Annotated in this window: 25 protein-coding genes and 1 other RNA gene; 14 read left to right on the top strand and 12 right to left on the bottom strand. The window is 70.0% G+C overall.

Going from position 1 to position 23,481, the window contains the following annotated elements; all coding sequences use genetic code 11:
• Window positions 1–59 precede the first annotated feature (59 nt).
• Together ACU5AP_RS04245 and prmC are read right to left on the bottom strand one after the other, a co-directional pair.
• Entirely contained in the window at window positions 60–953 is an 894-nt protein-coding gene (locus ACU5AP_RS04245) for a DUF4167 domain-containing protein (protein ID WP_233126834.1), read from the bottom strand.
• Between the two features lie 277 nt (window positions 954–1,230).
• Window positions 1,231–2,139 carry a peptide chain release factor N(5)-glutamine methyltransferase gene (gene prmC, locus ACU5AP_RS04240; RefSeq protein WP_446680830.1) on the bottom strand — a complete coding sequence of 303 codons (909 nt, stop codon included), beginning with the start codon at window positions 2,137–2,139 and terminating at the stop codon, window positions 1,231–1,233.
• 78 nt (window positions 2,140–2,217) lie between these two features.
• On the opposite strand from prmC, the gene ACU5AP_RS04235 reads away from it, so the two are divergent.
• The gene (locus tag ACU5AP_RS04235) at window positions 2,218–3,489 is read left to right on the top strand and encodes a YihY/virulence factor BrkB family protein (protein ID WP_446680829.1); all 1,272 of its coding nucleotides are present in this window, start codon (window positions 2,218–2,220) and stop codon (window positions 3,487–3,489) included.
• Here ACU5AP_RS04235 and recR read toward each other — a convergent pair.
• Window positions 3,486–4,088 carry a recombination mediator RecR gene (gene recR / locus ACU5AP_RS04230; RefSeq protein WP_003166259.1) on the bottom strand — a complete coding sequence of 201 codons (603 nt, stop codon included), beginning with the start codon at window positions 4,086–4,088 and terminating at the stop codon, window positions 3,486–3,488. The genes ACU5AP_RS04235 and recR overlap by 4 nt on opposite strands.
• Entirely contained in the window at window positions 4,088–4,417 is a 330-nt protein-coding gene (locus tag ACU5AP_RS04225; protein ID WP_003166260.1) for a YbaB/EbfC family nucleoid-associated protein, read from the bottom strand. The genes recR and ACU5AP_RS04225 overlap by 1 nt, the downstream gene beginning before the upstream one ends.
• Before the next feature lie 174 nt (window positions 4,418–4,591).
• Here ACU5AP_RS04225 and ACU5AP_RS04220 point away from each other — a divergent pair, with 174 nt between their 5' ends.
• Complete coding sequence (locus tag ACU5AP_RS04220; RefSeq protein ID WP_088410554.1) at window positions 4,592–5,206, top strand: malonic semialdehyde reductase; 615 nt, start codon at window positions 4,592–4,594, stop codon at window positions 5,204–5,206.
• 30 nt (window positions 5,207–5,236) lie between these two features.
• Here the strand turns inward: ACU5AP_RS04220 and nudC are convergent, their stop codons facing one another.
• Window positions 5,237–6,160, bottom strand: a complete 924-nt coding sequence (nudC, locus tag ACU5AP_RS04215) for an NAD(+) diphosphatase (RefSeq protein WP_446680828.1) — start codon at window positions 6,158–6,160, stop codon at window positions 5,237–5,239.
• Between the two features lie 71 nt (window positions 6,161–6,231).
• Here nudC and ffs point away from each other — a divergent pair.
• The 3 genes from ffs (at window position 6,232) to ACU5AP_RS04200 (ending at window position 9,014) form a co-directional block, all read left to right on the top strand.
• Window positions 6,232–6,325, top strand: an RNA gene (gene ffs, locus ACU5AP_RS04210) — signal recognition particle sRNA small type.
• Between the two features lie 370 nt (window positions 6,326–6,695).
• Window positions 6,696–7,094: a DUF3597 domain-containing protein gene (locus ACU5AP_RS04205; RefSeq protein WP_128718926.1), complete on the top strand. Its 399-nt coding sequence runs from the start codon at window positions 6,696–6,698 to the stop codon at window positions 7,092–7,094.
• Between the two features lie 57 nt (window positions 7,095–7,151).
• Complete coding sequence (locus tag ACU5AP_RS04200; protein ID WP_128718927.1) at window positions 7,152–9,014, top strand: DNA polymerase III subunit gamma/tau; 1,863 nt, start codon at window positions 7,152–7,154, stop codon at window positions 9,012–9,014.
• Here the strand turns inward: ACU5AP_RS04200 and ACU5AP_RS04195 are convergent, their stop codons facing one another.
• A complete protein-coding gene (locus tag ACU5AP_RS04195; RefSeq protein ID WP_446680827.1) occupies window positions 9,015–9,737 on the bottom strand; it encodes a 3-deoxy-manno-octulosonate cytidylyltransferase in 723 nt (240 codons plus the stop codon).
• 148 nt (window positions 9,738–9,885) lie between these two features.
• Here ACU5AP_RS04195 and ACU5AP_RS04190 point away from each other — a divergent pair, with 148 nt between their 5' ends.
• The gene (locus tag ACU5AP_RS04190; RefSeq protein ID WP_446680826.1) at window positions 9,886–10,593 is read left to right on the top strand and encodes a c-type cytochrome; all 708 of its coding nucleotides are present in this window, start codon (window positions 9,886–9,888) and stop codon (window positions 10,591–10,593) included.
• Between the two features lie 78 nt (window positions 10,594–10,671).
• Here the strand turns inward: ACU5AP_RS04190 and ACU5AP_RS04185 are convergent, their stop codons facing one another.
• Window positions 10,672–11,472, bottom strand: a complete 801-nt coding sequence (locus ACU5AP_RS04185; protein WP_446680825.1) for a C40 family peptidase — start codon at window positions 11,470–11,472, stop codon at window positions 10,672–10,674.
• Between the two features lie 80 nt (window positions 11,473–11,552).
• On the bottom strand, window positions 11,553–12,935 hold the full coding sequence (locus ACU5AP_RS04180) for a leucyl aminopeptidase family protein (RefSeq protein ID WP_446680824.1): 1,383 nt from the start codon (window positions 12,933–12,935) through the stop codon (window positions 11,553–11,555).
• 90 nt (window positions 12,936–13,025) lie between these two features.
• Here ACU5AP_RS04180 and ACU5AP_RS04175 point away from each other — a divergent pair, with 90 nt between their 5' ends.
• The 6 genes from ACU5AP_RS04175 (at window position 13,026) to arfB (ending at window position 17,804) form a co-directional block, all read left to right on the top strand.
• Window positions 13,026–13,847, top strand: coding sequence for a tetratricopeptide repeat protein (locus ACU5AP_RS04175; RefSeq protein ID WP_128718932.1), 822 nt, complete (start codon window positions 13,026–13,028; stop codon window positions 13,845–13,847).
• 211 nt (window positions 13,848–14,058) lie between these two features.
• Window positions 14,059–14,529 carry an iron-sulfur cluster assembly scaffold protein gene (locus ACU5AP_RS04170; RefSeq protein WP_446680823.1) on the top strand — a complete coding sequence of 157 codons (471 nt, stop codon included), beginning with the start codon at window positions 14,059–14,061 and terminating at the stop codon, window positions 14,527–14,529.
• 80 nt (window positions 14,530–14,609) lie between these two features.
• A complete protein-coding gene (yidD, locus tag ACU5AP_RS04165) occupies window positions 14,610–14,858 on the top strand; it encodes a membrane protein insertion efficiency factor YidD (protein ID WP_128718934.1) in 249 nt (82 codons plus the stop codon).
• On the top strand, window positions 14,855–16,795 hold the full coding sequence (gene thrS / locus ACU5AP_RS04160) for a threonine--tRNA ligase (RefSeq protein ID WP_446680822.1): 1,941 nt from the start codon (window positions 14,855–14,857) through the stop codon (window positions 16,793–16,795). The genes yidD and thrS overlap by 4 nt, the downstream gene beginning before the upstream one ends.
• A 152-nt stretch (window positions 16,796–16,947) precedes the next feature.
• Entirely contained in the window at window positions 16,948–17,406 is a 459-nt protein-coding gene (locus ACU5AP_RS04155) for a YaiI/YqxD family protein (RefSeq protein ID WP_076222843.1), read from the top strand.
• Window positions 17,403–17,804 carry an alternative ribosome rescue aminoacyl-tRNA hydrolase ArfB gene (gene arfB, locus ACU5AP_RS04150; protein ID WP_125900405.1) on the top strand — a complete coding sequence of 134 codons (402 nt, stop codon included), beginning with the start codon at window positions 17,403–17,405 and terminating at the stop codon, window positions 17,802–17,804. Before ACU5AP_RS04155 ends, arfB begins: the two co-directional genes overlap by 4 nt.
• Before the next feature lie 159 nt (window positions 17,805–17,963).
• On the opposite strand, the gene ACU5AP_RS04145 is transcribed toward arfB, so the two are convergent.
• From ACU5AP_RS04145 to ACU5AP_RS04135, 3 genes are read right to left on the bottom strand one after another with little or no spacing between them, the layout of a single operon-like run.
• Window positions 17,964–18,461: a hypothetical protein gene (locus ACU5AP_RS04145; RefSeq protein WP_128718936.1), complete on the bottom strand. Its 498-nt coding sequence runs from the start codon at window positions 18,459–18,461 to the stop codon at window positions 17,964–17,966.
• A gap of 23 nt (window positions 18,462–18,484) precedes the next feature.
• Window positions 18,485–20,068 (bottom strand): 2-polyprenylphenol 6-hydroxylase, encoded by a 1,584-nt coding sequence (gene ubiB / locus ACU5AP_RS04140; RefSeq protein ID WP_312293706.1) that lies wholly within the window; start codon window positions 20,066–20,068, stop codon window positions 18,485–18,487.
• Complete coding sequence (locus tag ACU5AP_RS04135; RefSeq protein ID WP_446680821.1) at window positions 20,056–20,841, bottom strand: class I SAM-dependent methyltransferase; 786 nt, start codon at window positions 20,839–20,841, stop codon at window positions 20,056–20,058. Before ACU5AP_RS04135 ends, ubiB begins: the two co-directional genes overlap by 13 nt.
• A 135-nt stretch (window positions 20,842–20,976) precedes the next feature.
• Here ACU5AP_RS04135 and ACU5AP_RS04130 point away from each other — a divergent pair, with 135 nt between their 5' ends.
• Window positions 20,977–21,273, top strand: coding sequence for a 4a-hydroxytetrahydrobiopterin dehydratase (locus ACU5AP_RS04130; RefSeq protein WP_446680820.1), 297 nt, complete (start codon window positions 20,977–20,979; stop codon window positions 21,271–21,273).
• The gene (locus ACU5AP_RS04125) at window positions 21,270–22,055 is read left to right on the top strand and encodes an SDR family oxidoreductase (protein ID WP_446680819.1); all 786 of its coding nucleotides are present in this window, start codon (window positions 21,270–21,272) and stop codon (window positions 22,053–22,055) included. Before ACU5AP_RS04130 ends, ACU5AP_RS04125 begins: the two co-directional genes overlap by 4 nt.
• An 82-nt stretch (window positions 22,056–22,137) precedes the next feature.
• On the opposite strand, the gene ACU5AP_RS04120 is transcribed toward ACU5AP_RS04125, so the two are convergent.
• Window positions 22,138–23,481, bottom strand: coding sequence for an amidohydrolase family protein (locus ACU5AP_RS04120; RefSeq protein WP_046652436.1), 1,344 nt, complete (start codon window positions 23,479–23,481; stop codon window positions 22,138–22,140).

Genomic DNA, 23,481 nt, shown 5'->3' with positions numbered 1-23,481 from the left:
GAGTGACGCACAAATGGTTGTATTAGAGTGAACACACCCGCGAGGGTTGTTCAGTCGCCCTATTCGTCGTCGGCGACCGTCTCAGCCTTGCGGCGCGGACGGCGGGTGCGCGGGGCGGGCGTCTCGTCGTCCTGGGCCGCTTCCTCGATCGCCGCGGGGCGGGTCAGGAAGCCCGGCAGAGCCGCGGCGTCGTCGCCGGCCGCCTCATCCTTGGCCGCAGCGGCGCGAGGACGGCGCGGGGCGCGCGGCGCCTTGGCGACCGGCGCGTCGGCGTCCGCCCCGGCCTCGACGGCGGGCGCCTCATGCGCACGCTCTTCGGTCGGAACCTCGGACGCCGGGCCGCCGTCCTGACCGGATTCATCGGCGTCGGCGATCTCGGATTCGCCGTTCTCGAAACGACGGTTGCGCTCCTCGCGGCGGCGCTCCCAACGCTCGCGACGGGATTCGCGGCGGCCGCCTTCGCGGTTGTCGCCGTCGCCGTTTTCACGCGGTTCGCGGGGTTCACGAGGCTCACGGGGCTCGCGGTCGCGGTTGGCCTCGCGCTCGGCGCGTTCAGCCTGACGGCGAGCCTCTTCCTCGACGCGGCGCTCCTCGGCCTGCTGGGCGGCGATGATGGCCGCCGCCTGGGCGCCCGACTCGTCCTCGAAGTCGATGTCGAAGCCCTGGCCAGCCTGTTCGCGCTGGGCGATCTCGCTGACCGAGCGCTGCGGCTGGAGCGCGCGCAGGACGCGGAAATAGTGTTCGGCGTGCTGGGTGTAGTTTTCGGCCAGAACGCGGTCGCCGGCGGCCGCGGCGTCGCGGGCCAGCTGCATATAGCGTTCATAGACGGTCTGGGCGTTGCCCCGGACCTTGATGTTCTCGGGACCTTGCGAGTCCCACGAACGGTTCGGATTGGTCGCGTTGGCGTTATTGCCGCCGCCGGGCTTACGGTTGCGTCCGCGTTGACGCTTCATGCCCTTGAAATCTCTCATCGGAGCTTACCGTGTTGGTGCGGGCCGCCGTCGCAGAAGACGGGCGAGACCCTGTTCGTCGTTCCGTTCGTTCGGGGCCGATCCCCGGTGCGAGCTGTTCGGAAAACCGTGCGTCCCCCGTGGTCCGCCACGTCCGTCTGAGGGGCGCGGCCGTCACTGAACTCCGACACGCTTAATCGAGCGAACCGGCTCGAAAAGGGTGCGTCTGAGTGGGGAACACCACGGACTTAGCGCGCGCCGAGACGCTTTCCAAGGGTTTTTATTGCAACGGCGCTTCGGCTTCGGGGATCGGGCCCACGCGCGGGTCCGGGCCGTTGGTGACGACGCGGTCGCGATCCGACAGATCCTTCACGACCTTGACGTCGGTGAAGCCCGCCGCTTCGAACAGGGCCTTGACCGCCTCGCCCTGGTCCCAGCCGATCTCGACGGCGAAGACGCCTTGCGGGCGCAGGATGCGGGCGATCTCGGGCGCCAGGTCGCGATAGGGCTGCAGTCCGTCAGGGCCGCCGTCCAGCGCCAGATGCGGATCGTGCTCGCGCACCTCGGGGTCCAGACCGGCGATGTCCGCGGTCGGGATATAGGGCGGGTTGGACACCACCAGGTCGAAGCTGTCGTCGGCGAAGCCCGCCGCCCAGTCGGTGCGCATGAAGGTGCAGCGGTGGTTCAGGTCCAGATTGGCCGCGTTCTCGCGCGCCACGGCGATGGCCTCGGTCGAGATGTCGGTGCCAACGCCGCGCGCGCCGCGCCGCTCGGCCAGGGCGGCCAGCAGGATGGCGCCCGAGCCCGTGCCCAGGTCGGCCATGTCGAAGGCGGTGTTGGGCGGGAAGGCGCGGACGATGACGTCCACCACCGTCTCGGTGTCGGGGCGCGGGCTGAGCACGTCGGGGGTGACGTTCAGCATGATCTTCCAGAAGCCCTTGCGGCCCAGAATGCGCGACACCGGCTCGCGGCGCAGGCGACGATCCACCATGGCGTCCAGCGCCAGGGTTTGCTCAGGCGAGAGCGCACGGTAGGGGTCGTTCAGGATGTCGACGCGGCCTGCGCCCGTCGCCGCCTCGAGCATCAGGCGGGCGTCGATGGAGGGGCTGTCGATGCCGGCGGCCTTCAGGCGCGCCTGGGCGCCTTTCCAGGCGGTCAGCAGGGTCGGTTGGGGGTTCTGATCGGACATTCCGGGTGATTGGGGTCTGCGACGGATGATTTCAAGACGGAACGGCCGGCTAGCGTGGCCGTTGAAGGGCGAATGGGGATGAAACCACAGTCGAATCATCGCGCGTCTCGCGCCCGGAAGCGTCGTCCGGCGCGTCGCGCGCCCGGCGCGGCCGGCGGGCTGCTGCGCTATCTGGCCGCAGCGGCGGGCGGACTGGCGACGGGCGCGACGGCGGCCCACCTGCTCTACACTCAAGGCCACCGCTTCGGCCTGGAGTTGCGGCCCCCGCGTCCCGAGCCCCTGCCCCCGCGCGACCCCACGCCCGAAGACTATGACGCCGAAGAGCCCGGGCGCGGCCGCCTGGCCCAACGGCCGTTGCATATCCCGCACAAGGGCTGGGTCGACATCCTGTGGCGCACGGTCATGGGCTATTTCGGCGATCGCGTCGGCTTCGTCGCCGGGGGCGTGACCTTCTTCCTGCTGCTGGCCCTGTTCCCGACGCTGGGCGCCTTCGTCACCATCTACGGCCTGTTCGCCGATCCGGCCGACGCCTGGGGCCAACTCAGCTTCCTTTATGAGGTGCTGCCGTCGAACGTGGCTCAGTTTCTCGGAGCAGAGATGACGCGGCTGGCGGGCAGCTCCACCGGCCAGCTGACCTTCACCCTGATCTGGACCCTGCTGCTGACGCTGTGGGCGGCCAACGGGGGGATCAAGACCCTCTTCTACGGCCTGAACCTCGCCTATCACGAGGTCGAGCGGCGCAATATCGTCATCTACAACCTGGTGTGCATGGGCTTCACCGTCTCGGCCATGGCGGCGGTGATGCTGAGCTCGGCCCTGGTGGTCGGCGTGCCCGTGGTGCTGGCCGTGTTCGGCCTGGAGGACGAGTGGGCCTATCTGGCGCCGCTGCGCTGGCCCCTGTTGTTCCTAGGCTATGCCGGGGCGCTGGCCCTGATCTATCGTTACGGGCCGAGCCGGGCGCGGGCGCGCTGGCGCTGGCTGACGCCGGGGGCCCTGTTCGCGGCCAGCCTGAGCCTGCTGGTGTCCTTCCTGTTCAGTTGGTTCCTGACCACCTTCGTGCGCACCGATTCCTACGGCCCGCTGGCGGCGGCCATGGGCTTTCTGCTGTGGACCTGGTTCTCGGTGCAGGTGATCCTGATGGGCGCGCGGCTGAACGCCGAGATCGAACACCAGACCGCGCTGGACACCACCACGGGCGCGCCCCGGCCGCTCGGCGAGCGCGGCGCTGTGATGGCCGATTCGGTCGGTCCCCGGCGCGGCAATCCCGCCGCCCTGGCCTTCACCCTGAAATACGCCGAGGCGCTGGGCGATCGAGTGATGCGGCGGCGGATGAAGAGACGGAGGCCCTAAGCGGGCCGTCGCGCCCGCAGGGCCTGGATGATGGTGCCGTCGTCCAGCCAGTCCAGTTCGCCGCCGACGGGGACGCCGCGCGCCAGGGAGGTCACCTGCACCCCCGCCGCCGACAGGCGTTCGGCCAGATAGTGCGCCGTGGTCTGGCCGTCGACCGTGGCGGGCAGGGCTAGCACGACCTCCTTCGCCTCTCCGCCCTTCGCGCGGCCGATCAGTTCGGCGATGCGCAGTTGTTCGGGGCCGACGCCGTCCAGCGCCGACAGCAGGCCGCCCAGGACGTGATACTTGCCGCGAAAGGCGCCCGACCGCTCCATGGCCCACAGGGCGCCGGCCTCCTCGACCACGCAGATCAGGGCGTTGTCGCGGCTCTGGTCCGCACAGACCGAGCAGGGATCGCGCGTATCGGGCGAGCCGCAGACCGAGCAGTTGACCACCTTGTCCGCCGTCTCGGCCAGGGAGGCGGCCAGCGGGACCAGCAGCTGCTCGCGCCGCTTCAGCAGGGCCAGGGCCGCGCGCCGGGCCGAGCGCGGGCCCATGCCCGGCAGCTTGGCCAGCAGGCTGATGAGCCGTTCGATTTCCGGCCCGGCGGATGCGGCCATCAGAAGAGTTTCGGCATTCCGGGGATGTTCATCCCGGCCATCGGCCCGGCGGCGTCGCGCATCAGGGCGTTGTTGATCTCGTCCAGCTTGCGCTTGGCGTCGGCGTGGGCGGCGACGATCAGGTCGGCCAGGATCTCGCCCTCGCCGGGCGCCATCAGGCTGTCGTCGATCTTCACCGAGGTGATCTCGCCGGGGCCTTTCAGGGCGATGGTCACAAGGCCGCCGCCCGAGGTGCCCTCGGCGGTGGATTCGGCCATTTTCGCCTGGGCGTCCTGCAGCTTCTGCTGCATCGCCTGGGCCTGTTGCATCAGGGCGTTGAGGTCTTTCATACGCCCTAGATAGGGCCAAGCGCCGCGCGGCTCCAGACCCTGACGAAGAAAGCCTGTCGCGCACGCCGTCTCCACATTCGTCACAAAATCGGTTGCCGATCTCTTGACGACGGAGTCGCGCAAGCCTAATTGGTCACACCTGAAGTTACCAATCAGTTTTCTGGAGAAGCCCTGATGGCCTTTGACGCCCTTTCCGCCCGCGACCTTCCGGTTTCCGACGCCGTTCTGGCCCAGTTGTTCACCGAGGCGCGCACGCGCAACGGCTGGAGCGACCGCCCCGTGTCCGAAGACCTGATCCGCAAGCTGTATGACCTGACCAAGTTCGGCCCGACGGCGGTCAACATGACCCCGGCCCGCTTCGTCTTCATCACCTCGCCCGAGGCCAAGGCCCGGCTGTCGACGCACATGGCCGAAGGCAACCGCGCCAAGACCCTGGCCGCGCCGGTCAATCTGATCATCGCCCAGGACATCGATTTCCACGACACCCTGCCCAAGCTGTTCCCGCACGCGCCGGGCGCCCGCGACTGGTTCCTGGACGAGGCCGGTCGTCGTGAAGCCGCCTTCCGCAACGCCTCGCTGCAGGGCGGCTATCTGACCATCGCCGCGCGCGCCCTGGGCCTGGACGTGGGTCCGATGTCGGGCTTCGACGCGGCGGGGGTGAAGGCCGAGTTCTTCCCCGACAGCAATGTCGAGCCGAACTTCATCATGAACCTGGGCTACGGCACGGACGAGAACCTGTTCCCCCGCTCGCCCCGCCTCGACTTCGAAGAAGCGGCCCAGATCCTGTAAGGTCGTCGCCCTCGGGCTCGCCCCGAGGGCCTAGCCCTCGCCCCGCGCCCAGGTCTCCAGCAGCCGCCGTGCGATGGCGTAGGGCGGCGGGGCCTGGATGGTCGGGTGGGTCTCGTCCAGAACGGCGCGCGCCTCGCTGCGGGTCAGCCAGGCGACGGCCTCCAGCTCGGTCTGGTCCGGCGCGGCCTCGTCGGTCGTGACCTCGGCGATCAGGCCGATCATCAGCTGGGCCGGGAAGGGCCAGGGCTGGCTGGAGTGGTAGCGTACGTCCGACACCGTCAGCCCCGCCTCCTCCATCACCTCGCGGGCGCAGGCCTCCTCGATCGCCTCGCCCGGCTCCATGAAGCCCGCCAGCGCCGACATGCGACCGGCGGGCCAAGCGGCCTGACGGCCCAGCAGGCAGCGCGGCTCAGCCCCGCCCTTGTAGACAGGAAGCATGATGACGACCGGATCGACGCGCGGGAAATGCTCGGTCCCGCAAGCCGGACAGACGCGCTTCCACCCGCCGGACGCCTGATCCGACGCCTTGCCGCAGGCGGCGCAGAAGCCGTGACGACGGCGCCAGTCGAACAGGCTTTTGGCCGTGGCGGCGATGCCGGCGTCGGCCTCGGGCAGGACGACCGCCGCCTCGCGCATTTCGACGAAACGACCAAGCCCCCCGGCCGGGCCGCTGGTCGGGTCGATGGAGCCCTCGAACTCGGCGGCGAAGACCGGCGCCCCCTTCCACAGCCCCAGGAAGACGTCGCGGTCGCGCGCCAGGTCGCGCGCATGGCCCAGCGACAGCCAGACCAGCCGCTCGCCCCCCTCATGGGTTTCGACCAAGGGACGACCTTCCCACAGGATCATGGCCAGGGCTTCGGGATTGGCCTCCTGCTCGGCCAGCCAGGCGGCGTCGTTGCGAAGGTCGCCGGAACGGTCGAGCGGATTGCCGGAAAAGACGTTGCGATAGGGCATGACGCTACATAGCCCCGACAGCACGTGCAGGGGAGGGCTTGATTCCCGCGCCGTCCGCCGTCATATCCCCTCTCGGAGATCGCGGGCGAAGGCTTCGCCAACCTGGTCAGGGCCGGAAGGCAGCAGCCACAACGAATTCCCCTTCGGGTCGCGGTCTCCACCTTATTTTTAGGGCGCTATGTTCGCGCCGCGGGCGCTCACGACTTGAGCGCTTTTTTTATGCGCCGTTTTTAGTGCGCTATCGCTCGGCTCGCGGAGCCTCGCTGCTTGAGCGCACGATCCCCGACTTCTGCGCCGCACCTGTACCTGCATCTCCGCCGTCATCCTCGGGCTTGACCCGAGGATCGAGTTAAACGGCGTGCTCTGTCTTGCCGATGCCCCGCAGACAGATGGCCCGATCCTCGGGTCAAGCCCGAGGATGACAGCGAGGGAGGGGCGAACGGCGGCGTGGAAGGCCCGTCGTGCAAGCTTCACGGAACCGGGCCGCGCCTCATTCGCTGAAAGGGCTTCGATCCCCACGATCAGGAGCAGGCGAATGAGCATTCTCGGCAAGATTCTCGGCGGCGTCTTCAGGAAGAAGGAGGCCCCGGCGGCGGCGCCCGCAGCCCCCGCGCCCGAAGCGGCGGCCCCGACCCCGGCGCCCGCGCCCACAGCCGCCGCCGTCGCGCCCCAGCCCGCGGCCGAGGTCGATGTCGCCGGCATCCTCGACTTCATGAACGAGCAGCGCGCGCAGAAGCTGAACTGGCGCACCTCCATCGTCGATCTGATGAAGCTGATCGGCCTGGAATCCTCGCTGGCCGAGCGCAAGGAGCTGGCCGACGAACTGGGCTACACCGGCGACAAATCAGACAGCGCCAGCATGAACATCTGGCTGCACAAGCAGGTGATCCAGAAGATCCGCGACAACGGCGGCCAACTGCCCACCGATCTCTGAGCCTCTCTGCGGCGCGAGGGGGTGCGCGACAGCGCCCCTTCGCGCTAAGACAGGACCATGAGCGACGCCGATCACAGTCTCGATGGTCCTCCGTGGGAGGAAGACGCGCCCGAAGTCGAGGAGCGCGACCCCAACACCGACGACATGTTCGGCGCCCCGCCCCCCGTCGCGGCGGCCGAACCCGCGCCTGAACCGAAGGCGGAGCCCGCGCCTGCGCCCGCTCCCAAGCCGTTCGAAGCGCCGCCCGCCGAGGGCGAGGCCTACACCGTCCTGGCCCGCAAATACCGGCCGCGCGCGTTCGAGGATCTAATCGGGCAGGAGGCGATGGTCCGCACCCTGACCAACGCCTTCGCCACCGGGCGGATCGCCCACGCCTTCATGCTGACCGGGGTGCGGGGCGTCGGCAAGACGACGACGGCCCGCCTGCTGGCTCGCGCGCTCAACAACGAAACCGAGACCATCGACAAGCCGTCCCTGGCCCTGAGCCCCACAGGGCGGCACGACGCCGCCATCATGGCGGGCCAGCACATGGACGTGATGGAGATGGACGCCGCGTCGCACACCGGCGTCAACGACATCCGCGACATCCTGGAAAGCGTCCGCTACGCGCCGGTCGAGGCTCGTTACAAGGTCTATGTGCTGGACGAGGTCCACATGCTGTCGACGCAGGCGTTCAACGCCCTGCTGAAGACGCTGGAGGAGCCGCCGCCCCACGCGAAGTTCATCTTCGCCACCACCGAGATCCGCAAGGTGCCGGTGACCATTCTGAGCCGCTGCCAGCGTTTCGACCTGCGCCGCGTGGAGCCTGAGGTTCTGGTCGGCCATCTGGGCCGCGTCGCCGAGCGCGAAGGCATGAAGATCGAGCAGGAGGCGCTGGCGCTGATCTCGCGCGCGGCCGAAGGGTCTGTGCGCGACGGCCTGTCGCTGCTGGATCAGGCGCTGGTTCAGGCCGAGCGCGGCGCGGTGGTCGAGACGGCCACGGTGCGCGACATGCTGGGCCTGGCCGACCGCACCCAGACCATCGCCCTGTTCGAACAGACCATGGCGGGCAAGACGGCCGAGGCCCTGACGACCTTCCGCACCCTTTACGGCTACGGCGCCGATCCGGTGCAGGTGGCCAACGACCTGCTGGAGCACTGCCACGCGGCCTCGGTCGCCAAGATGCTGGGGCCGAACGCCACCCGCCTGCCCGGCGATCAGGCGCAGAAGCTGGCGGCGCTGGGCGCGGCCATCTCGGCCGGGACGCTGTCGCGGACCTGGCAGATGCTGCTGAAGGCGCTGGACGAGGTGCGGCGCGCGCCCAATCCCGCCGATGCGGTGGAGATGGCCATCGTGCGTCTGGCCTACGCCGCCGACCTGCCCGGACCGGAAGAGGCGCTGAAGGCGATCCAGTCGGGCGGCGTCCCCGGCGGCGGGACCGGCCCTCGCGGCGGCGGCTCAGGCGGAGGAGGCGGCGGCGCCTCGGCCATGCTGGCGGCGCGGCCGATGGCGGCGCCCGCCCTGCCGGACCCGCAGAGCTTCGAGGCCGTGGTCGCCCTGATCGGCGAGAAGCGCGAGATCACCCTGCAGATGGACGTGGAGCGCTACGTCCGCGTGGTCAGCTTCCGTCCCGGCGCCATCACCTATGAACCGGCCGAGGGCTCGCCCCATGATCTGGCGCGGCGTCTGGCCGGGCGGCTCAAGGAATGGACCGGCCGCACCTGGCTGATCGCCGCCAACGGACAGGGCGGCGGCGAGACCCTGATCGAGGTCGAGAAGAAGGCCCGCGCCGCCCGCCGCGCGGCGGTCGAGGCCGACCCCTTCGTGGTGTCGATCATGCAGGCCTTCCCCGGCGCCGAGATCAAGGAGATCGTCACCCTGGCCCCGGCCGTCGAGATGCCCGCCATCCCCGACGACGGCGAGGCGGGCGACGACGACTGATCAGGCCAGCGCCCGCGCCGCCTCCAGGTCCGCCGGGTTGTCCACGGACAGCGGCGCCGCTTCGATCACCGAAGCCCAGATCTGCAGCCCCATCTCCAGGGCGCGCAGCTGCTCCAGCTTTTCGCGCTTCTCCAGCGGCGACGGCGGGGCGGCGCAGAAGCGGGCCAGGGCTTCACGCCGATAGCCGTAGATGCCGACATGGCGCCAGACAGGGCCGTCGCCGTACAGGGTCGAGCGGGTGAAGTAGAGGGCGCGGCCGCTCGTCCCGCCGTCCGGCAGGGCCAGCACCGCCTTGACCACATCGGGATTGGCCCGGTCCGAGACGTCCGCCTCGGTCGCGACCAGGGTGGCGATGTCGCAGGCTGATTCGCGCGCCAGCAGCGTGGCGCAGGCTTTCGCCAGGTCCGGCGAGGCGAACGGCATGTCGCCCTGGATGTTGATGACCACCTCATGGGCGCCGTCGGGATCGACCGCCTGGGCGGCCGCCAGGATGCGGTCCGAACCGCTGGGCAGGTCGGGATCGGTCAGCACCGCCTCGCCGCCCGCCGCCTGCACCGCCGCGACGATCTCCGGATCGCCCGCCGCCACGGCGACGCGGAAACCCGAAGCCATGGCCTGCTCCCACGCCCGCACGATCATCGGCTTGCCGCCGATGTCCGCCAGGGGTTTGCCGGGCAGACGGGTGGCCGCCATGCGAGCGGGTATCATTATCAGCGGATTCATGGTCGCCAAGCGCCTTGAAAGCGCCCGGAAGCGTCCGGGCCGGTTGCGAAGGTCGCGCTAGCGTGTAAGAGACGCCCACGCAAGAATACGCCTGAACGCCGCTTCGCGGTTGGGGGGCTCACCTAGAGACGGGATGCGACGACGCGGAATGAGCGGCGATCTGAAGTGGAACAAGATTATGGGCGCGTGCCTGGGCACCGCCTTTGCGATCCTGGTGGTCCAGCAGGTTTCGGGCATGGTCTACCACACCAAGCAGCCCGAGAAGATGGGCTACTTCGTCGACGCGCCGGATGAAGCGGCTGCGGGCGCGGCCGAAGCCGCCCTGCCGATCGACTGGGGCACGGTCCTGCCGACCGCCGACCTGGCCGCCGGTGAAGCCGCCTTCGCGCGCTGCCAGGCCTGCCACACCGTCAACTCGGGCGGCGCCGACGGCATCGGCCCGAACCTGTTCGCCGTGGTCGGCGGCCCCGCCATGCACCGCGCGGGCTTCGCCTATTCGGACGCCATGGCCAAGCACAAGGCCGAAGCCCCGACCTGGAACTATGACGAGCTGGATCACTTCATCAACGCGCCGGGCCGCTATGTGCCGGGCACCAAGATGTCCTTCGCCGGCATCCGCGACGAGAAGACCCGCATCAACCTGATCGCCTGGCTGCGCACGCAAGGCTCGGCTGGTTTCGCCATCCCGGCGCCGGACCCCGCCCGTCAGCCGGGCGCCGCCGCCCCGGCCGCCGCCGAAGGCGAGGCTCCGGCTGCTGAAGGCGCCGCCGCGACCGAAGCCGGCGCCGCTCCGGCCGAGGCGCCCGCCGCCGACGCCGCCGCGACCCAGGCGACGCCTCCGACTCCGAAAGCCTAAGGGCGAGCGGACACGACAGACGACGGAAAGGCGGCCTTCGGGTCGCCTTTCTTCGTTTCAGGATCAGGCTTTAGCGTTTCAGACCCGGCGGAAAATCGCTGAGGCGAAGCCGTCGGCGGTCAGGCGGGCCTCGACCTCGGCCAGGGTCTCGACCACCACGCCGCCGCGCGCGCCCGTCGCGTGGATGATGCGCTCGGCGTCCAGCATCAGGGCCGAATGGCCGGTCCAGTCGCCCTCGGCCTGCGACAGCCAGATCGCCAGGTCGCCGCGCTGGGCGTCCTCGCGCGACACGGCGCGGCCGAGACCGGCCTGCTCGTCCGCGCGGCGCGGGCCGGGCCGGCCGCAGGCCAGCAGAGCCTGCTGCACCAGGCCCGAACAGTCGGTCTCCAGCGAGGAACGGGCGCCCAGGGCGTGCGGACGGCCCAGCAAGCGCTCGGCCACCGCTACCAGGTCGCGCTCGAACGCGCCGATGGATTCCAGGTCGCTATCGGCCAGGCCCTGAGCGTCGTCGCCGATCAAGGCGTTCAGCGGCAGGGCGGCGGAAACGGAGGCGACGCGGCGCGTCGCCAGGGGCGCGCCGGGCGCCAGGGCCTCCAGCGAGACCCAGCCGACCACGCCGTCGCGTCGGGCGCGGCCCCAGGCGCGATCCTGACGGCGCTCCAGCACGTCGAAAGCCTCGCCGAACAGCAGCTGATCGATGCGCTGACCATCGTCGGCGACGATGTCGGCGACCGGCAGGCGGCAATGGGCGGGATCGGTCCGGCGATAGGCCTCGGCCCGCATCAGGCCTTCCAGCGCCTGCTCGGCCAGCACCACGCGATCCCCGTCCCGCAGGATCAGGGGCGCGCCAGGCGGCAGCAGGGCCAGGACATCGGTCAAGCGGCGGTCTCTAGACGGCTCGGACAATTCGAGCCGCCCACCCTAGGCGCCGATCCCGAAGGGGGCGTTAACAGCCTTGGCTATTTGACGAATTTGTCGCTGAGGTAGCGGAAGCAGGCGCGGATGGCCTGGGCCTCGCCGCCTTCGGGCCAGCCGGGCCGGGCGCGCGGATTCCAGGCGAAGACGTCCATGTGCGCCCAGCTGCCCGTCGTCGGGGCGAACTTCTGCAGGAACAGGGCCGCCGTCACCGACCCGGCCTGGGCCCAGGCGGCGGAATCGTTGCGTACATCGGCGATCTCGCTGTCCAGCGAGGCGCGATAGCCCGCCCACAGAGGCATCCGCCACAGGGGGTCGCCCACGGCCCGACCGGCGTTCAGCACGCCCTCGGCCAGGGCGTCGTCGTCGGTGTAGAGCGGCGGCAGTTCGGGACCGAGGGCGATGCGGGCGGCTCCGGTCAGGGTGGCGAAGTCCAGCGTCAGATCCGGCTGATGCTCGCCCGCCCGCGTCAGGACGTCGGCCAGGATCAGGCGGCCTTCGGCGTCGGTGTTGCCGATCTCGATGGTCAGGCCCTTGCGGCTGTTCAGGATGTCGCCCGGCCGGAAGGCGTCGGCCGACACGGCGTTCTCGACCGCCGCCACCAGCACCACCAGCCGCACCGGCAGACCGGCCTGCATGATCAGGCGGCCCAGCGCCAGGGCGTGGGCGGCGCCGCCCATGTCCTTCTTCATGTTGCGCATCCCGGCGGCGCCCTTGAGGTCCAGACCGCCGGTGTCGAACACCACCCCCTTGCCGACCAGGGCCACCAGCGGCCGGTCCGCCTTGTCCAGATTCCAGCCGATCTCCAGAACGCGCGGCGCGCGGTGCGGGGCTGCGGCGCGGCCGACCGCGTGAACGGCCGGATAGTTGTCCTCCAGCAGGGCGTCGCCGGTGGTGACGGTCAGGCTCGCGCCCGCGCCCTCGGCGATCTCGCGCGCGATGGTTTCGAGTTGCAGCGGCCCCATGTCGGCGGCGGGAGTGTCGACCATTTCGCGGGTCAGGGCGCAGGCGGCGGCGATGTTCAGCGTCGCCGTCAGGTCGAGGCCGTCCGGCGCGACCAGACGCGCGCGCCCGCGCTCGGGCCGGGCCTTGTAGCGGTCGAACAGATAGCCCCCCAGCGCAAAGGCCAGCGCCGCCAGATGCGCCGCCTCGCCCTCGACGCCCTCCAGCCGCCAGTCGCCCGCGGGCAGGCGCGTCGGCAGGCCGCGCGCCGTCATGGGCTCGAAGGCCTCGCCCGCGCCGAACAGGGCCTGCTCCGGCGCGCCGTCGGCGGTGGGGACCACCAGCAGCTGGCCTGTCTTGCCGGTGAAGCCGTTGGCCTCGGCCCAAGCGGCGATGCGCCCCTCCAGCGCCGCGCCCGCCTTGACGATGCGAACCGGGCGCGCGGTCGCGGAAGCGGCGATCAGCAGTTGGGACTGAGGGGACATGAGGGCGACCTTTCCGACGCTTAACGCCGATTAACCAAACCTTGACCCGTCGGCGCGACCATAAGGGCAGAACCGCCACGGACCCCTTCCATGTCGCGCAACGCCGCCCTCGCCGCAACCGTCAGCCTGATGCTTCTGGCCGTCGCCGCCCCGGCCCTGAGCCAGACCGCGCCCGCAGCGCGCGCCCCCGCCGACGCCGCGACGCGGGCGGGCTATGATCGGGCCGACGCCCTCAGCCGCTCGGTGTTCTGGACCCAGGAGCAGCAGCTCAATCCGATGGACCCGGTCGCCGGGGTCAAGCTGGCCCAGGCCCTGCGCGAGCTGGGCCAGTTCGATCAGGCCGCCGAGACGGCGCAGGGCGTTCTGGTCGTCCAGCCCGCCAATGTCGAGGCCATGCTGGAGGTCGGCCGCGCCCACATCGCGCGCGGTCAGGCCTTCTACGGCATCGCCGCGCTGGAACAGGCCAAGGCCGCCGCGCCGCGCGACTGGCGGCCCCTGTCGCTGCTGGGCGTGGCCTATCAGCAGGTGCGCCGCCCCGACGACGCCAAGGCCGCGTGGAACGAGGCCCTGCGCCTGTCGCCCGACAACGCCGACGTCCTGACCAACGCCGCCATCGCCCGCATCGGCGAGGGCGACGCGCCCTCGGCCGAGATCCTGCTGCGTCGCGCCGCCGCCCAGCCGGGCGCCGGGCTGCAGGTGCGCCAGAACCTGGCCCTGGCGCTGGGCCTGCAGGGCAAGACCGCCGAGGCCGAGGCCATCCTGCGCCGCGACCTGCCGCCGGAAGCGGCCGACCAGAACCTGCGCTGGCTGGCCGCGCGGATGCAGCCGGGGCTGAGCGCGGCGGCAGTCGCCCCCGCGCTCGGTGAAGCGTCGCCGACGGCGCGGACGTGGTCATCGTTGCAGGGCGGATAGGTTCACCCCGCTCAAATACTGCCGTCATCCTCGGGCTTGACCCGAGGATCGGACCATCCGCCTACGCCTCCTTGGACAGGTCACGCGCCCCGCCACGCTCGATCCTCGGGTCAAGCCCGAGGATGACGGCGGGGTGGAGCAAGGCCCACGCGACCGAGGGAGAAGCGTCGCCTCTCTTCACCTTCTGCCCTTGAGGGCCTATCTTCATCCCGTGATCGACGACCTTTACAGCGCGCGCATCCTGTCGCTGGCGGCCAACCTGCCGCACAGCGGGCGCCTGCCTGCGCCCGAAGGCTCGGCCGAGCGGGTCGCCAAGCTGTGCGGGTCGAAGGCCATCGTCGACGTGGTGCTGGACGCCGACGGCCGCGTCAGCGGCTTCGCCCAGACGGTCAAGGCCTGCGCCCTGGGCCAGGCGGCGGCGGGCGTGGTCGGGGAAAATGTCCTCGGCGCCTCGGTTCAGGAGATCGAAGCCGCGCGCGACTCCCTGTCCGCCATGCTGAAATCCGGCGGCGACGGTCCCGAGGGCCGCTTCGAAGCCTTACGCGTGCTGAAGCAGGTCGCCGACTATCCCGCGCGCCACGCCTCGACCATGGTGGCGTTGGAGGCGACGCTGGACGCCGTGAAGCAGGCGCTGGAAAAACACCACAGCGATACGCGAACTCGCCTCGCCGGCGCGGCCTGAACGGCGCGTCGGTTGATCCCCCTGCCGTGAAGAGGGATAAGCGCGACGAACCCGAAACAGAGCCCCCGGCGAAGGGACCGATGTCTCTCTACGAACGCAGCGTCCGCGCGGCCCATCGGGGCTATAAGCTGACGCTGTCCCCCCTGATCGGCCAGCAGTGCCGGTTCATGCCGACCTGTTCGGATTACGGGCGCGACGCCCTGATCGAGCACGGTCCGGTGCGGGGGGGATGGCTCACCGTGCGGCGCCTCTGTAAATGCCATCCCTTCGGCGGTTCGGGCTATGATCCCGTCCCGCCCGCCAAGACCGAAAAAGAACGACCGTCATGATCGAACTGAAATTCCCCGACGGCGCCGTGCGTCAGTATCCGGCCGGCTCGACGGGCCGCGACGTGGCCGCCGCCATCTCGCCCTCGCTGGCCAAGAAGGCGGCCCTGGTCGTCTGGAACGGCGAGCAGCGCGACCTGGACCGCGTCATCGACGGGAACGGCGACTTCCGCCTGCTGATGCGCGACGATCCCGAGGCGCTGGAGACCATCCGCCACGACGCCGCCCACGTGCTGGCGCAGGCGGTGCAGGAGCTGTTCCCCGGCACCCAGGTCACGATCGGCCCGGCCATCGAGGAAGGCTTCTATTACGACTTCGCCCGCGACGAGCCCTTCTCGACCGACGACTTCCCGAAGATCGAGAAGAAGATGGCCGAGATCATCGACCGGGGCGCGCCGCTGGAGCGTCAGGTCTGGAACCGCGACGACGCCATCGCCCACTTCGAAAAGATCGGCGAGGAATATAAGGCCGAACTGATCCGCGACCTGCCCGAGAGCGAGACGATCACCGTCTACAAGCAGGGCGAATGGGCCGACCTGTGCCGCGGGCCGCACTTCCCGACGACCAAGTTCGTGGGCAAGGCCTTCAAGCTGACCAAGCTGGCGGGCGCCTATTGGCGCGGCGATTCCAACCGCGCCCAACTGCAACGCATCTACGGCACGGCTTGGGCGACCAAGGAAGACCTGGACGCCTATCTGCTGCGTATCGAGGAAGCCGAGAAGCGCGACCACCGCAAGCTGGGCCGTTCCATGGAGCTCTTCCATATGCAGGAAGAGGGCCGGGGCATGGTCTTCTGGCACCCCAAGGGCTGGGTGCTGTGGCGCGTGCTTGAGGCCTATATGCGCCGCCGTCTGGACGCCGCCGGATACGTCGAGGTCAAGACGCCGCAGGTGCTGGACCGCAAGTTCTGGGAAGCCTCGGGCCACTGGGACAAGTACCGCGCCAATATGTTCGTCTGCGAGACGGTCGAGGGCGAGACGCTCAGCCTCAAGCCGATGAACTGCCCCGGTCACGTGCAGATCTTCGATCAGGGCCAGCGGTCCTATCGCGAACTGCCGCTGCGCATGGCCGAGTTCGGCGCCTGCCACCGCTATGAGCCGTCGGGCTCGCTGCACGGCCTGATGCGGGTGCGCGGCTTTACGCAGGACGACGCCCACATCTTCTGCCGCGAGGATCAGATCGTCGAGGAGACGGCCGAGTTCATCAAGCTGGCCTATTCGGTCCACGCCGATCTGGGCATGGAGACCAAATACATCAGCCTGGGCACCCGCCCCGAACTGCGCGCCGGCACCGAGGAGTTCTGGGACAAGGCCGAGGCCCAGATGCTGGAAGCCGCCCGCGCCGCCGGGACCGAGCCGGTCGTCACCGAGGGCGACGGCGCCTTCTACGCGCCCAAGCTGGACTTCATCGTCAAGGACGCCATCGGCCGCGAATGGACCTGCGGCACGATCCAGCTGGACTATGTGCTGCCCGAGCGTCTGGATGCGACCTACATCGCCGAGGACGGCCAGAAGCACCGCCCGGTCATGCTGCACCGCGCGATCCTGGGCTCGTTCGAGCGCTTCATCGGCATCATGATCGAGAACTACGCCGGGGCCTTCCCGCTGTGGCTGGCGCCGACGCAGGCCGTGGTGGCGACCATCACGTCCGACGCCGACGGTTACGCCGAGGAAGTTCTGGCCAAGTTCCGGGCGGCGGGTCTGCGCACCGAGATCGACCTGCGCAACGAGAAGATCAACTACAAGATCCGCGAGCACTCGGTCGCCAAGGTGCCCGCCATCGCCGTCGTCGGCCGCAAGGAGGCCGAGGAAGGCAAGGTCGCCATCCGCCGCTTCGGCTCCCAGGCCCAGACGATCGTCACGGTCGAGGAAGCCATCGCCATGCTGACGGACGAGGCCCTGGCGCCGGATCTGAAGCGCATCCGCGACGGCGTGGCGTAAGACTGAGCGCGCTTCTCCTCTCCACTTTGTGGGGAGGTGGCGCGGCGCCGCAAGGCGACGTGACGGAGGGGCGGCCGGTCGCGCTGGCCCCTCCACCACTTCGTGGTCCCCCTCCCCATGAAATGGGGAGGAAAAGGCGCCATAAGCCTGTCATGGCCACCACCCTCTACATCGACGCCGACGCCTGCCCCGTGAAGGAGGAGGTCTATCGCGTGGCGCGCCGCTGCGGGCTGAAGGTCTTCGTGGTGTCCAACGCCTGGATCAACACGCCGCGCGAGCCGCTGATCGAACAGGTGGTCGTCGACGCCGGGCCGGATGTCGCCGACGACTGGATCGCCGAGCGCGCCCAGCGCGGCGACATCGTCATCACCGCCGACATTCCGCTGGCCGACCGGGTGCTGAAATCCGGCGCGCAGGCGCTGAAGTCGAATGGCCAGCCCTTCACGGCGGACTCCATCGGCTCGGCTCTGGCCGGGCGGATGATCGGCGAACACCTGCGCTCCATGGGCGTGCCGACCAGCGGGCCGCCGCCCTTCTCGGCCGCCGACCGCTCGCGCTTCCTGCAGGCGCTGGACGCGGCCGTGGTGCGGGCGCGCAGAGACGCGTCATGAGCCGTATTCCTGAAGACGAGCTGGAGTTCCGCTTCTTCCGCGCCGGCGGTCCGGGCGGCCAGAACGTCAACAAGGTTTCGACCGCCGTGCAGATGCGGTTCGACGTGAAGAACTCGCCCAGCCTGACCGAGCCGGTGAAGGCGCGGCTGATGAAGCTGGCGGGCAGCCGCCTGACGCTGGACGGGGTGATCGTCATCAGCGCCGTTCGCTTCCGCACCCAGGAGCGCAACAAGGCGGACGCCATCGAACGGCTGGAGGCCATGGTGGCCGAGGCCTCGATCAAGCCGGTCTATCGCGTGCCGACCCGGCCGACGCGGGCGTCCAAGGAGCGTCGGCTGCAGGCCAAATCCAGCCGCTCTTCGATCAAGAGCGGGCGCGGCAAGCCGTCGCTGGATTAGGTTTCCACCCCCCTCCGTCATCCTCGGGCTTGACCCGAGGATCAGAGGCGGCGTCGCGCTCCTGTTTCCGAGGTCGGGCGCGCGAATAGCTGGATCCTCGGGTCAAGCCCGAGGATGACGGCGAAGGGATGGGGGAGGAGGGCTGTGCGGAGAGCGCCCTCAGTCCTGTGCCGGACGGAACAGCAGGGCCGCGATCTGGTCCTGGTCGTCGAAGGCGATGACCCAGTCGGTGGCCTGCTTCTCGAACACCACGCGGAACATGTCGGCGCCGCTCTGCTGGCCGCGATGCTCGATCGTCTTCAGCGCGCCGAACTGCTGAATCAGGGGCGCCACCGCGCCGGACTGGGCGCGGATCTGCTCGGCCATGTCGGTGCTGAACACCGAATAGTCGATCTGATTGGTCTGGAAGGCGGCGATGACCCGGCGCAGGGCCTCTTCCGAGCGGGCGATGTCGGGCGCCTGGGCGGCGGGACCGGCGATCGGCGGCGACGCGGGCGCCGTCGAAGCGGCGGGCGCGTCTCCCTCGAAGGCGTCGGGCAGGGTCGCCGCAGCCGCGCCCTGAGCCGGCGCCCGGCTCGGAGCGGCGGTCTGGGCCAGCGCCGGGGCGGCCAGCAGGAGGGCGCCCGACAGGACGAGGGCGAAGGAAGAGGTCTTCATGAAACGCAGGCTCCGAAGAAACGTCAGGCGACGATCATCGGCCAAAGCGTCAGCACCAAGGCGGCCGCCGACGCGCAGACTGCGACGGTGACGGCGGCGACCACCCAGGGCCGCGTTCCGGCCTTCTCGATCACCAACGTCTGAGACGACGGCGGGTTCTGCACCAGACGCGACAGGGCCCTGAGAGCGGCCATCGCCTCCTCGACCGTCTCCTTGATCTGGGCCTGCGGGCCCAGTTCGCGCTTGATCCAGCGCTCGACCACCGGCTTGGCGGCCTCCCACAGATCGTGATCGGGGTTCAGGCGGCGCGCCACCCCCTCGACCGAGACCATGGTCTTCTGCAGCAGCACCAGTTCGGGGCGCATATGCATGTCGAACAGGGCGGTGATCTCGAACAGCTGGCCCAGCAGGCGGCCCATCGACACCTGGCTGGCCTGGCGGCCGATCACCGGCTCGCCGACCGCGCGCAGGGCCTGGGCGAAGGTGTCGACCGAATGGTGCGGCGGCACGTATCCGGCCTCGAAATGGACGCGGCTGATGCGGTCGTAGTCGCGGCTGATGAAGCCCCACAGGATCTCGGCCAGATAGCGTCGCTCGGCCGGGCCCAGCCGCCCGACGATGCCGAAGTCGATGGCCGTCAGCTGTGCAGGGGCGTCGGCGAACAGATTGCCCTCGTGCAGGTCGGCGTGGAAGACGCCGTGGTCCAGCGCCTGAACCAGGAAGGCGCGCACCACCTTGTCGGCCAGGGCGTCCTTGTCGAGGCCGGGCAGATCGACCAGGGCCGGGTCCGTCATCGGCAGGCCGGGCGCCCACTCCAGCGTCAGCACCCGCTTGCCCACCCCGTCCCAGACCACGGCGGGGGCGGACATATAGCCGTCCTTGGCCATGACCTCGGCCAGTTCGGAGGCGGCGGCCGCCTCCAGCCGCATGTCCAGCTCAAGCTGCAGCGACTGGGCGATGATCTCGACGAAGGCGCGCGGCTCCAGCCGACGGGCCGGCTCGACGAAGCGGTCGACCAGCTTGGCCCCCAGCCGCATGGCGTCCAGCCCCTGGGCCACGCGGCGCTCGACGCCGGGGCGCAGCACCTTGACCGCCACCTTGCGCCCGTCCGCCAGCCATGCCGGATGCGCCTGCGCCAGAGACGCCGCGCCCATCGGCTCGGCCAGATCGATGAACAGGCTCTCGGCCGGACGGCCCAGCGAACGTTCGATCTCGCGCTTGGCCTCTTCCAGCGGGAAGGGCGGCAGCTTGTCCTTCAGCCGACCCAGATCCTGCGCGAACTGCAGACCGAAGATGTCGGCGCGCGTGGCCAGAACCTGACCCAGTTTGATGGCGACCGGCCCCAGATGCTCGAACGCCTGACCGACGCGCTGTCCCGGTCGCCCGGCGCGGTGCTTGCGGCTGGCGAACAGCTGGATCAGGCGGGCGAACGGGCGGCCCCAGGCGGGCAGCAGGGGGTTGGCCTCGCGCGGGATCAGGGCGTCGTGGCGCGCCAGCACCCAGCCCCAGCGCACCATGCGCAGGGCCGCGCCCACCGGATGGCGGACCGGCTGGGCCTGCGGCGTCGGCGGCGGGGCGTTGAAGGTCAGCCGGCTCAGATCGCCCACCCATGGTGGATGGCGGCGATCCCGCCCGACAGATTGGTGACGCTGACGCGGCTGAAGCCCGCCTCCTCGATCATCCGCTTGAAGGTCTGCTGATCGGGGAAGCGGCGGATGCTCTCGACCAGATACTGGTAGCTGTCGCGGTCCTTGGCGACCAGTTGGCCGATGCGCGGAATGGCGTGGAAAGACCAGGCGTCATAGGCCTTCCTCAGCGCGCCCGTCGTGGGCCGCGAGAACTCCAGACAGATGAAGCGGCCGCCCGGCTTCAGCGCGCGGCGCGCCTCGCGCAGGGCCTGCGGAATGTCGGCCACATTGCGGATGCCGAAGCTGATCGAATAGGCGTCCAGGCAGGCGTCCGGCAGCGGCAGGTGCATGGCGTCGCCGACGCTCCAGGCCATCTCCGGCTCGCCGCCCTTGGCCACGCCGTTCAGGATCATCTCGGCGTTGTAGTCCATAACGATGACGGTGGCGTCCTCGCCGCCGCGCCGGTCCTGGGCCGCGCGGGCCATCTTCGAATAGCGGCGAGCCATGTCGCCGGTGCCGCCGGCCATGTCCAGCACCACCTCGCCCGGCCGGACGTTCAGCTTGGCCGCCGTCGCGTCCTTCCAGATGCGGTGGACGCCCGCGCTCATCAGGTCGTTCATCAGGTCGTAGTTGGAGGCGACGGAGTTGAACACGCCGCGCACCATCTGCACCTTTTCCTTGGCGTCCACGTCACGGAAGCCGAAGGAGGAGGTCTTGCCGGAAGCGTCGGAGGAGGGATCGGCCTGGGTCATGGATGGCGGTGTAACGCCTCCCGTCGCCGCCGTCATCCGGGGAAGCGTCGCATGATGGCGCCATCTGACGCAGGCTTGCCGCTTGTCGCGTCACGGAGCGCGCGATACGCCTGAACAAAATCCAAGGAGACGCCCATGACCGCCGCCCTCGACGTGACCGAAGTTCTGGCGGGCCTGCCCGACTGGCGCCGCGCCGACGATCCGCGCCCGGCCATCGCGCGCACCCTGCGCTTCGCCGATTTCAACGCCGCCTTCGGCTTCATGACCCGCATCGCCCTCTTGGCCGATAAGGTCGACCATCATCCTGAATGGTCCAACGTCTACAACCGCGTCGAGGTGCTGCTGACCACCCATGACGCCGACGGGGTGACGGAGCGCGACGTGGCGATGGCCCGCTTCATCGACGAGGCGGTCAAGGGTCTGGTCGAGTGACGGGCGGGCGCGTCGCAGGCAAGACGGCGCTGATCACCGGCGCCGCAGGGGGGCTGGGCCAGGCCATGGCCCGGATGCTGGTCCGCGAGGGCGCTAGAGTGGCGCTCAGCGACCTGGACCTGAACGGGGCCCGCGCCCTGGCCGAGGCGATCAACGCCGACCACCCCGACATGGCCTTCGCCTATGAGCACGACGTCACGCGCGAGGACGACTGGGTCCGCGTGGTCGGCGCGGCGGTCGAGGACATGGGCGGGCTCAGCATCCTGGTGAACAACGCCGGGATCGGCGGCCAGCTTTTGTGGGCCGAGCAGGACACGCTGGAGCACTGGCGCAAGGTCCAGGCGGTCAACCTGGAGTCCGTCATGCTGGGCTGCAAACACGCCATGGCGCCGCTCAGAGCCTCGGGCGCGGGGTCGATCGTCAACATCTCCTCGATCGCGGGGCTGGCGGCGGCGCCGGGCATGGGCGCCTATAACGCCACCAAGGCGGCGGTCTGGCTCTACACCAAGACGGTGGCGCTGGAGGCGGCCAAGGCGGGGTGGAACGTGCGCGCCAACTCTGTGCACCCGGTCTTCATCAAGACGCCGATCCTCGATCCCTTCATCGCCATGGCGGGCGGAGACGAGGCGAACGCGCACGAGAAGCTGGCGCGCGGCATTCCGCTGAAGCGCATCGGCGAACCGGACGACGTGGCCTATTGCGTGCTCTATCTGGCCTCGGACGAGTCCAAGTTCGTGACCGGGGCCGAGTTCAAGATCGACGGCGGACTGACGGCGCAGTAGGGGCTCCGCCCCCTTCCCCAGGCGCAGGAAAAAGGGCGCCGCGGTCTCCCGCGGCGCCCTTCCGTCTTCAGACTGTGAAGCCTCAGTCGCCGTAGGCGGGCGGCATGGCCCCTTCGCCGCCGGTGCGATAGCGGTCGCGCAGCAGCAGGTTGCGCGCCTGCAGCGGTTGCTCCACCCCGTCGATCAGCACGGCCGAGGGCTGGCTCAGCGGCTCCAGCGGATCGCCCGACCAGACCACGACGTCGCCTGCGGCCCCGGCCTTCAGCTCGCCGAACTGGCCGTCGAAGCCGAAGATACGGGCCGGATTGACCGTGATCGCCTGGATGGCCGCCGCGAACGGCAGGCCGTGCGACACGGCGTTGCCCGCGTTGTAGCGGATGTCGCGCGCACGGTGGGCCGAGCCCTCGTTGCCCTTGATGGCGATGACCACGCCCGCCGCATTCAAGGCCGCCGCATTCTGCATCCGCGCCGCCCGCATCTCGAAGTTCGAGGGCAGGTTGGTGGTCGGGTGCAGGATGACCGGAACCTTGGCCGCCGCGATCTCATCGGCCACCAGCCAGCCTTCGGCGGCGCCGTCCAGGATGACCTTGACGCCTTCCTCGCGCGCCAGACGCAGCACCTGCTGGATGTCCGAGGCGCGGTTGACGGTGACGATCAACGGCATGGCGCCGTTCGCCACCGGGATCAGGGCCTCCATATCGGCGCGAGACAGAGACAGAGCGCGCATGTCGGCCCGCTCATAGGCCGCCTTGTTCCGGGCGTAGGCCCGAACCTCGGCCAGGGTCTCCTTGAACAGGACGAACTCGGCGCCGCGGGCGCCGCCCGCCACCGTCGCCCCGGCCTCGCCGAAGGGCGCGACCATGGCCACGCGCGGCTTCACCAGGATGTCGGCGCCGCCCAGCTTGATGACCGCCGCCTGGCCGGCGAACAGGCCCGGCGACTGGAAGCCGCCGTGACCCGCGCCGGCGAAGTCGGAATCGTCGTGGCTGTGCCCGCCGCCCGAGCCGCCGTGCTGCGGCGTGACGACGGCGCGGGTGACGCCGCCCAGACGGGCCACCGGCAGGGTGAAGGACCAGGGGTCCAGGCCGTAGGACAGGTCGAAGGCCGCGGTCAGGGTGTTGGCGCGATTGGCCAGGTCGTTGGTCCCGCGCACCGAGCCGACCTCGGTCCCGGCCAGGCCGGAATCCACGGCGACGAAGCCCGGCGTGACGATCTTGCCGCGCGCGTCGATGACGCGCAGGCCGGCCGGGGCGCCGCCGGTTCCGACCGAAACGACCTTGCCGTTGCGGATGACCACCGTGCCGTTCTCGATCACCGAGGTTCCGGTCAGCACCCGGCCGCCGGTGATGGCGACGTCCTGAGCCAGGGCGGGGCCGGTCAGGGCCAGGGCTGCGACAGCGCCCGCGAGGAGAGTTTTGATACGCAT

The organism is Brevundimonas sp. RM1, from assembly GCF_052907225.1.
Note: the sequence above shows the minus strand (reverse complement) of the source record. Positions and strands in the feature narration are given on the sequence as shown.

Coding starts and splice junctions, on each gene's coding strand:
- ACU5AP_RS04245 (WP_233126834.1), bottom strand. CDS start 953: ATGAAGCGTCAACGCGGACGCAACCGTAAGCCCGGCGGCGGCAATAAC.
- prmC (WP_446680830.1), bottom strand. CDS start 2,139: ATGTCCGATCAGAACCCCCAACCGACCCTGCTGACCGCCTGGAAAGGC.
- ACU5AP_RS04235 (WP_446680829.1), top strand. CDS start 2,218: ATGAAACCACAGTCGAATCATCGCGCGTCTCGCGCCCGGAAGCGTCGT.
- recR (WP_003166259.1), bottom strand. CDS start 4,088: ATGGCCGCATCCGCCGGGCCGGAAATCGAACGGCTCATCAGCCTGCTG.
- ACU5AP_RS04225 (WP_003166260.1), bottom strand. CDS start 4,417: ATGAAAGACCTCAACGCCCTGATGCAACAGGCCCAGGCGATGCAGCAG.
- ACU5AP_RS04220 (WP_088410554.1), top strand. CDS start 4,592: ATGGCCTTTGACGCCCTTTCCGCCCGCGACCTTCCGGTTTCCGACGCC.
- nudC (WP_446680828.1), bottom strand. CDS start 6,160: ATGCCCTATCGCAACGTCTTTTCCGGCAATCCGCTCGACCGTTCCGGC.
- ACU5AP_RS04205 (WP_128718926.1), top strand. CDS start 6,696: ATGAGCATTCTCGGCAAGATTCTCGGCGGCGTCTTCAGGAAGAAGGAG.
- ACU5AP_RS04200 (WP_128718927.1), top strand. CDS start 7,152: ATGAGCGACGCCGATCACAGTCTCGATGGTCCTCCGTGGGAGGAAGAC.
- ACU5AP_RS04195 (WP_446680827.1), bottom strand. CDS start 9,737: ATGAATCCGCTGATAATGATACCCGCTCGCATGGCGGCCACCCGTCTG.
- ACU5AP_RS04190 (WP_446680826.1), top strand. CDS start 9,886: ATGAGCGGCGATCTGAAGTGGAACAAGATTATGGGCGCGTGCCTGGGC.
- ACU5AP_RS04180 (WP_446680824.1), bottom strand. CDS start 12,935: ATGTCCCCTCAGTCCCAACTGCTGATCGCCGCTTCCGCGACCGCGCGC.
- ACU5AP_RS04175 (WP_128718932.1), top strand. CDS start 13,026: ATGTCGCGCAACGCCGCCCTCGCCGCAACCGTCAGCCTGATGCTTCTG.
- yidD (WP_128718934.1), top strand. CDS start 14,610: ATGTCTCTCTACGAACGCAGCGTCCGCGCGGCCCATCGGGGCTATAAG.
- thrS (WP_446680822.1), top strand. CDS start 14,855: ATGATCGAACTGAAATTCCCCGACGGCGCCGTGCGTCAGTATCCGGCC.
- ACU5AP_RS04155 (WP_076222843.1), top strand. CDS start 16,948: ATGGCCACCACCCTCTACATCGACGCCGACGCCTGCCCCGTGAAGGAG.
- arfB (WP_125900405.1), top strand. CDS start 17,403: ATGAGCCGTATTCCTGAAGACGAGCTGGAGTTCCGCTTCTTCCGCGCC.
- ACU5AP_RS04145 (WP_128718936.1), bottom strand. CDS start 18,461: ATGAAGACCTCTTCCTTCGCCCTCGTCCTGTCGGGCGCCCTCCTGCTG.
- ACU5AP_RS04135 (WP_446680821.1), bottom strand. CDS start 20,841: ATGACCCAGGCCGATCCCTCCTCCGACGCTTCCGGCAAGACCTCCTCC.
- ACU5AP_RS04130 (WP_446680820.1), top strand. CDS start 20,977: ATGACCGCCGCCCTCGACGTGACCGAAGTTCTGGCGGGCCTGCCCGAC.
- ACU5AP_RS04120 (WP_046652436.1), bottom strand. CDS start 23,481: ATGCGTATCAAAACTCTCCTCGCGGGCGCTGTCGCAGCCCTGGCCCTG.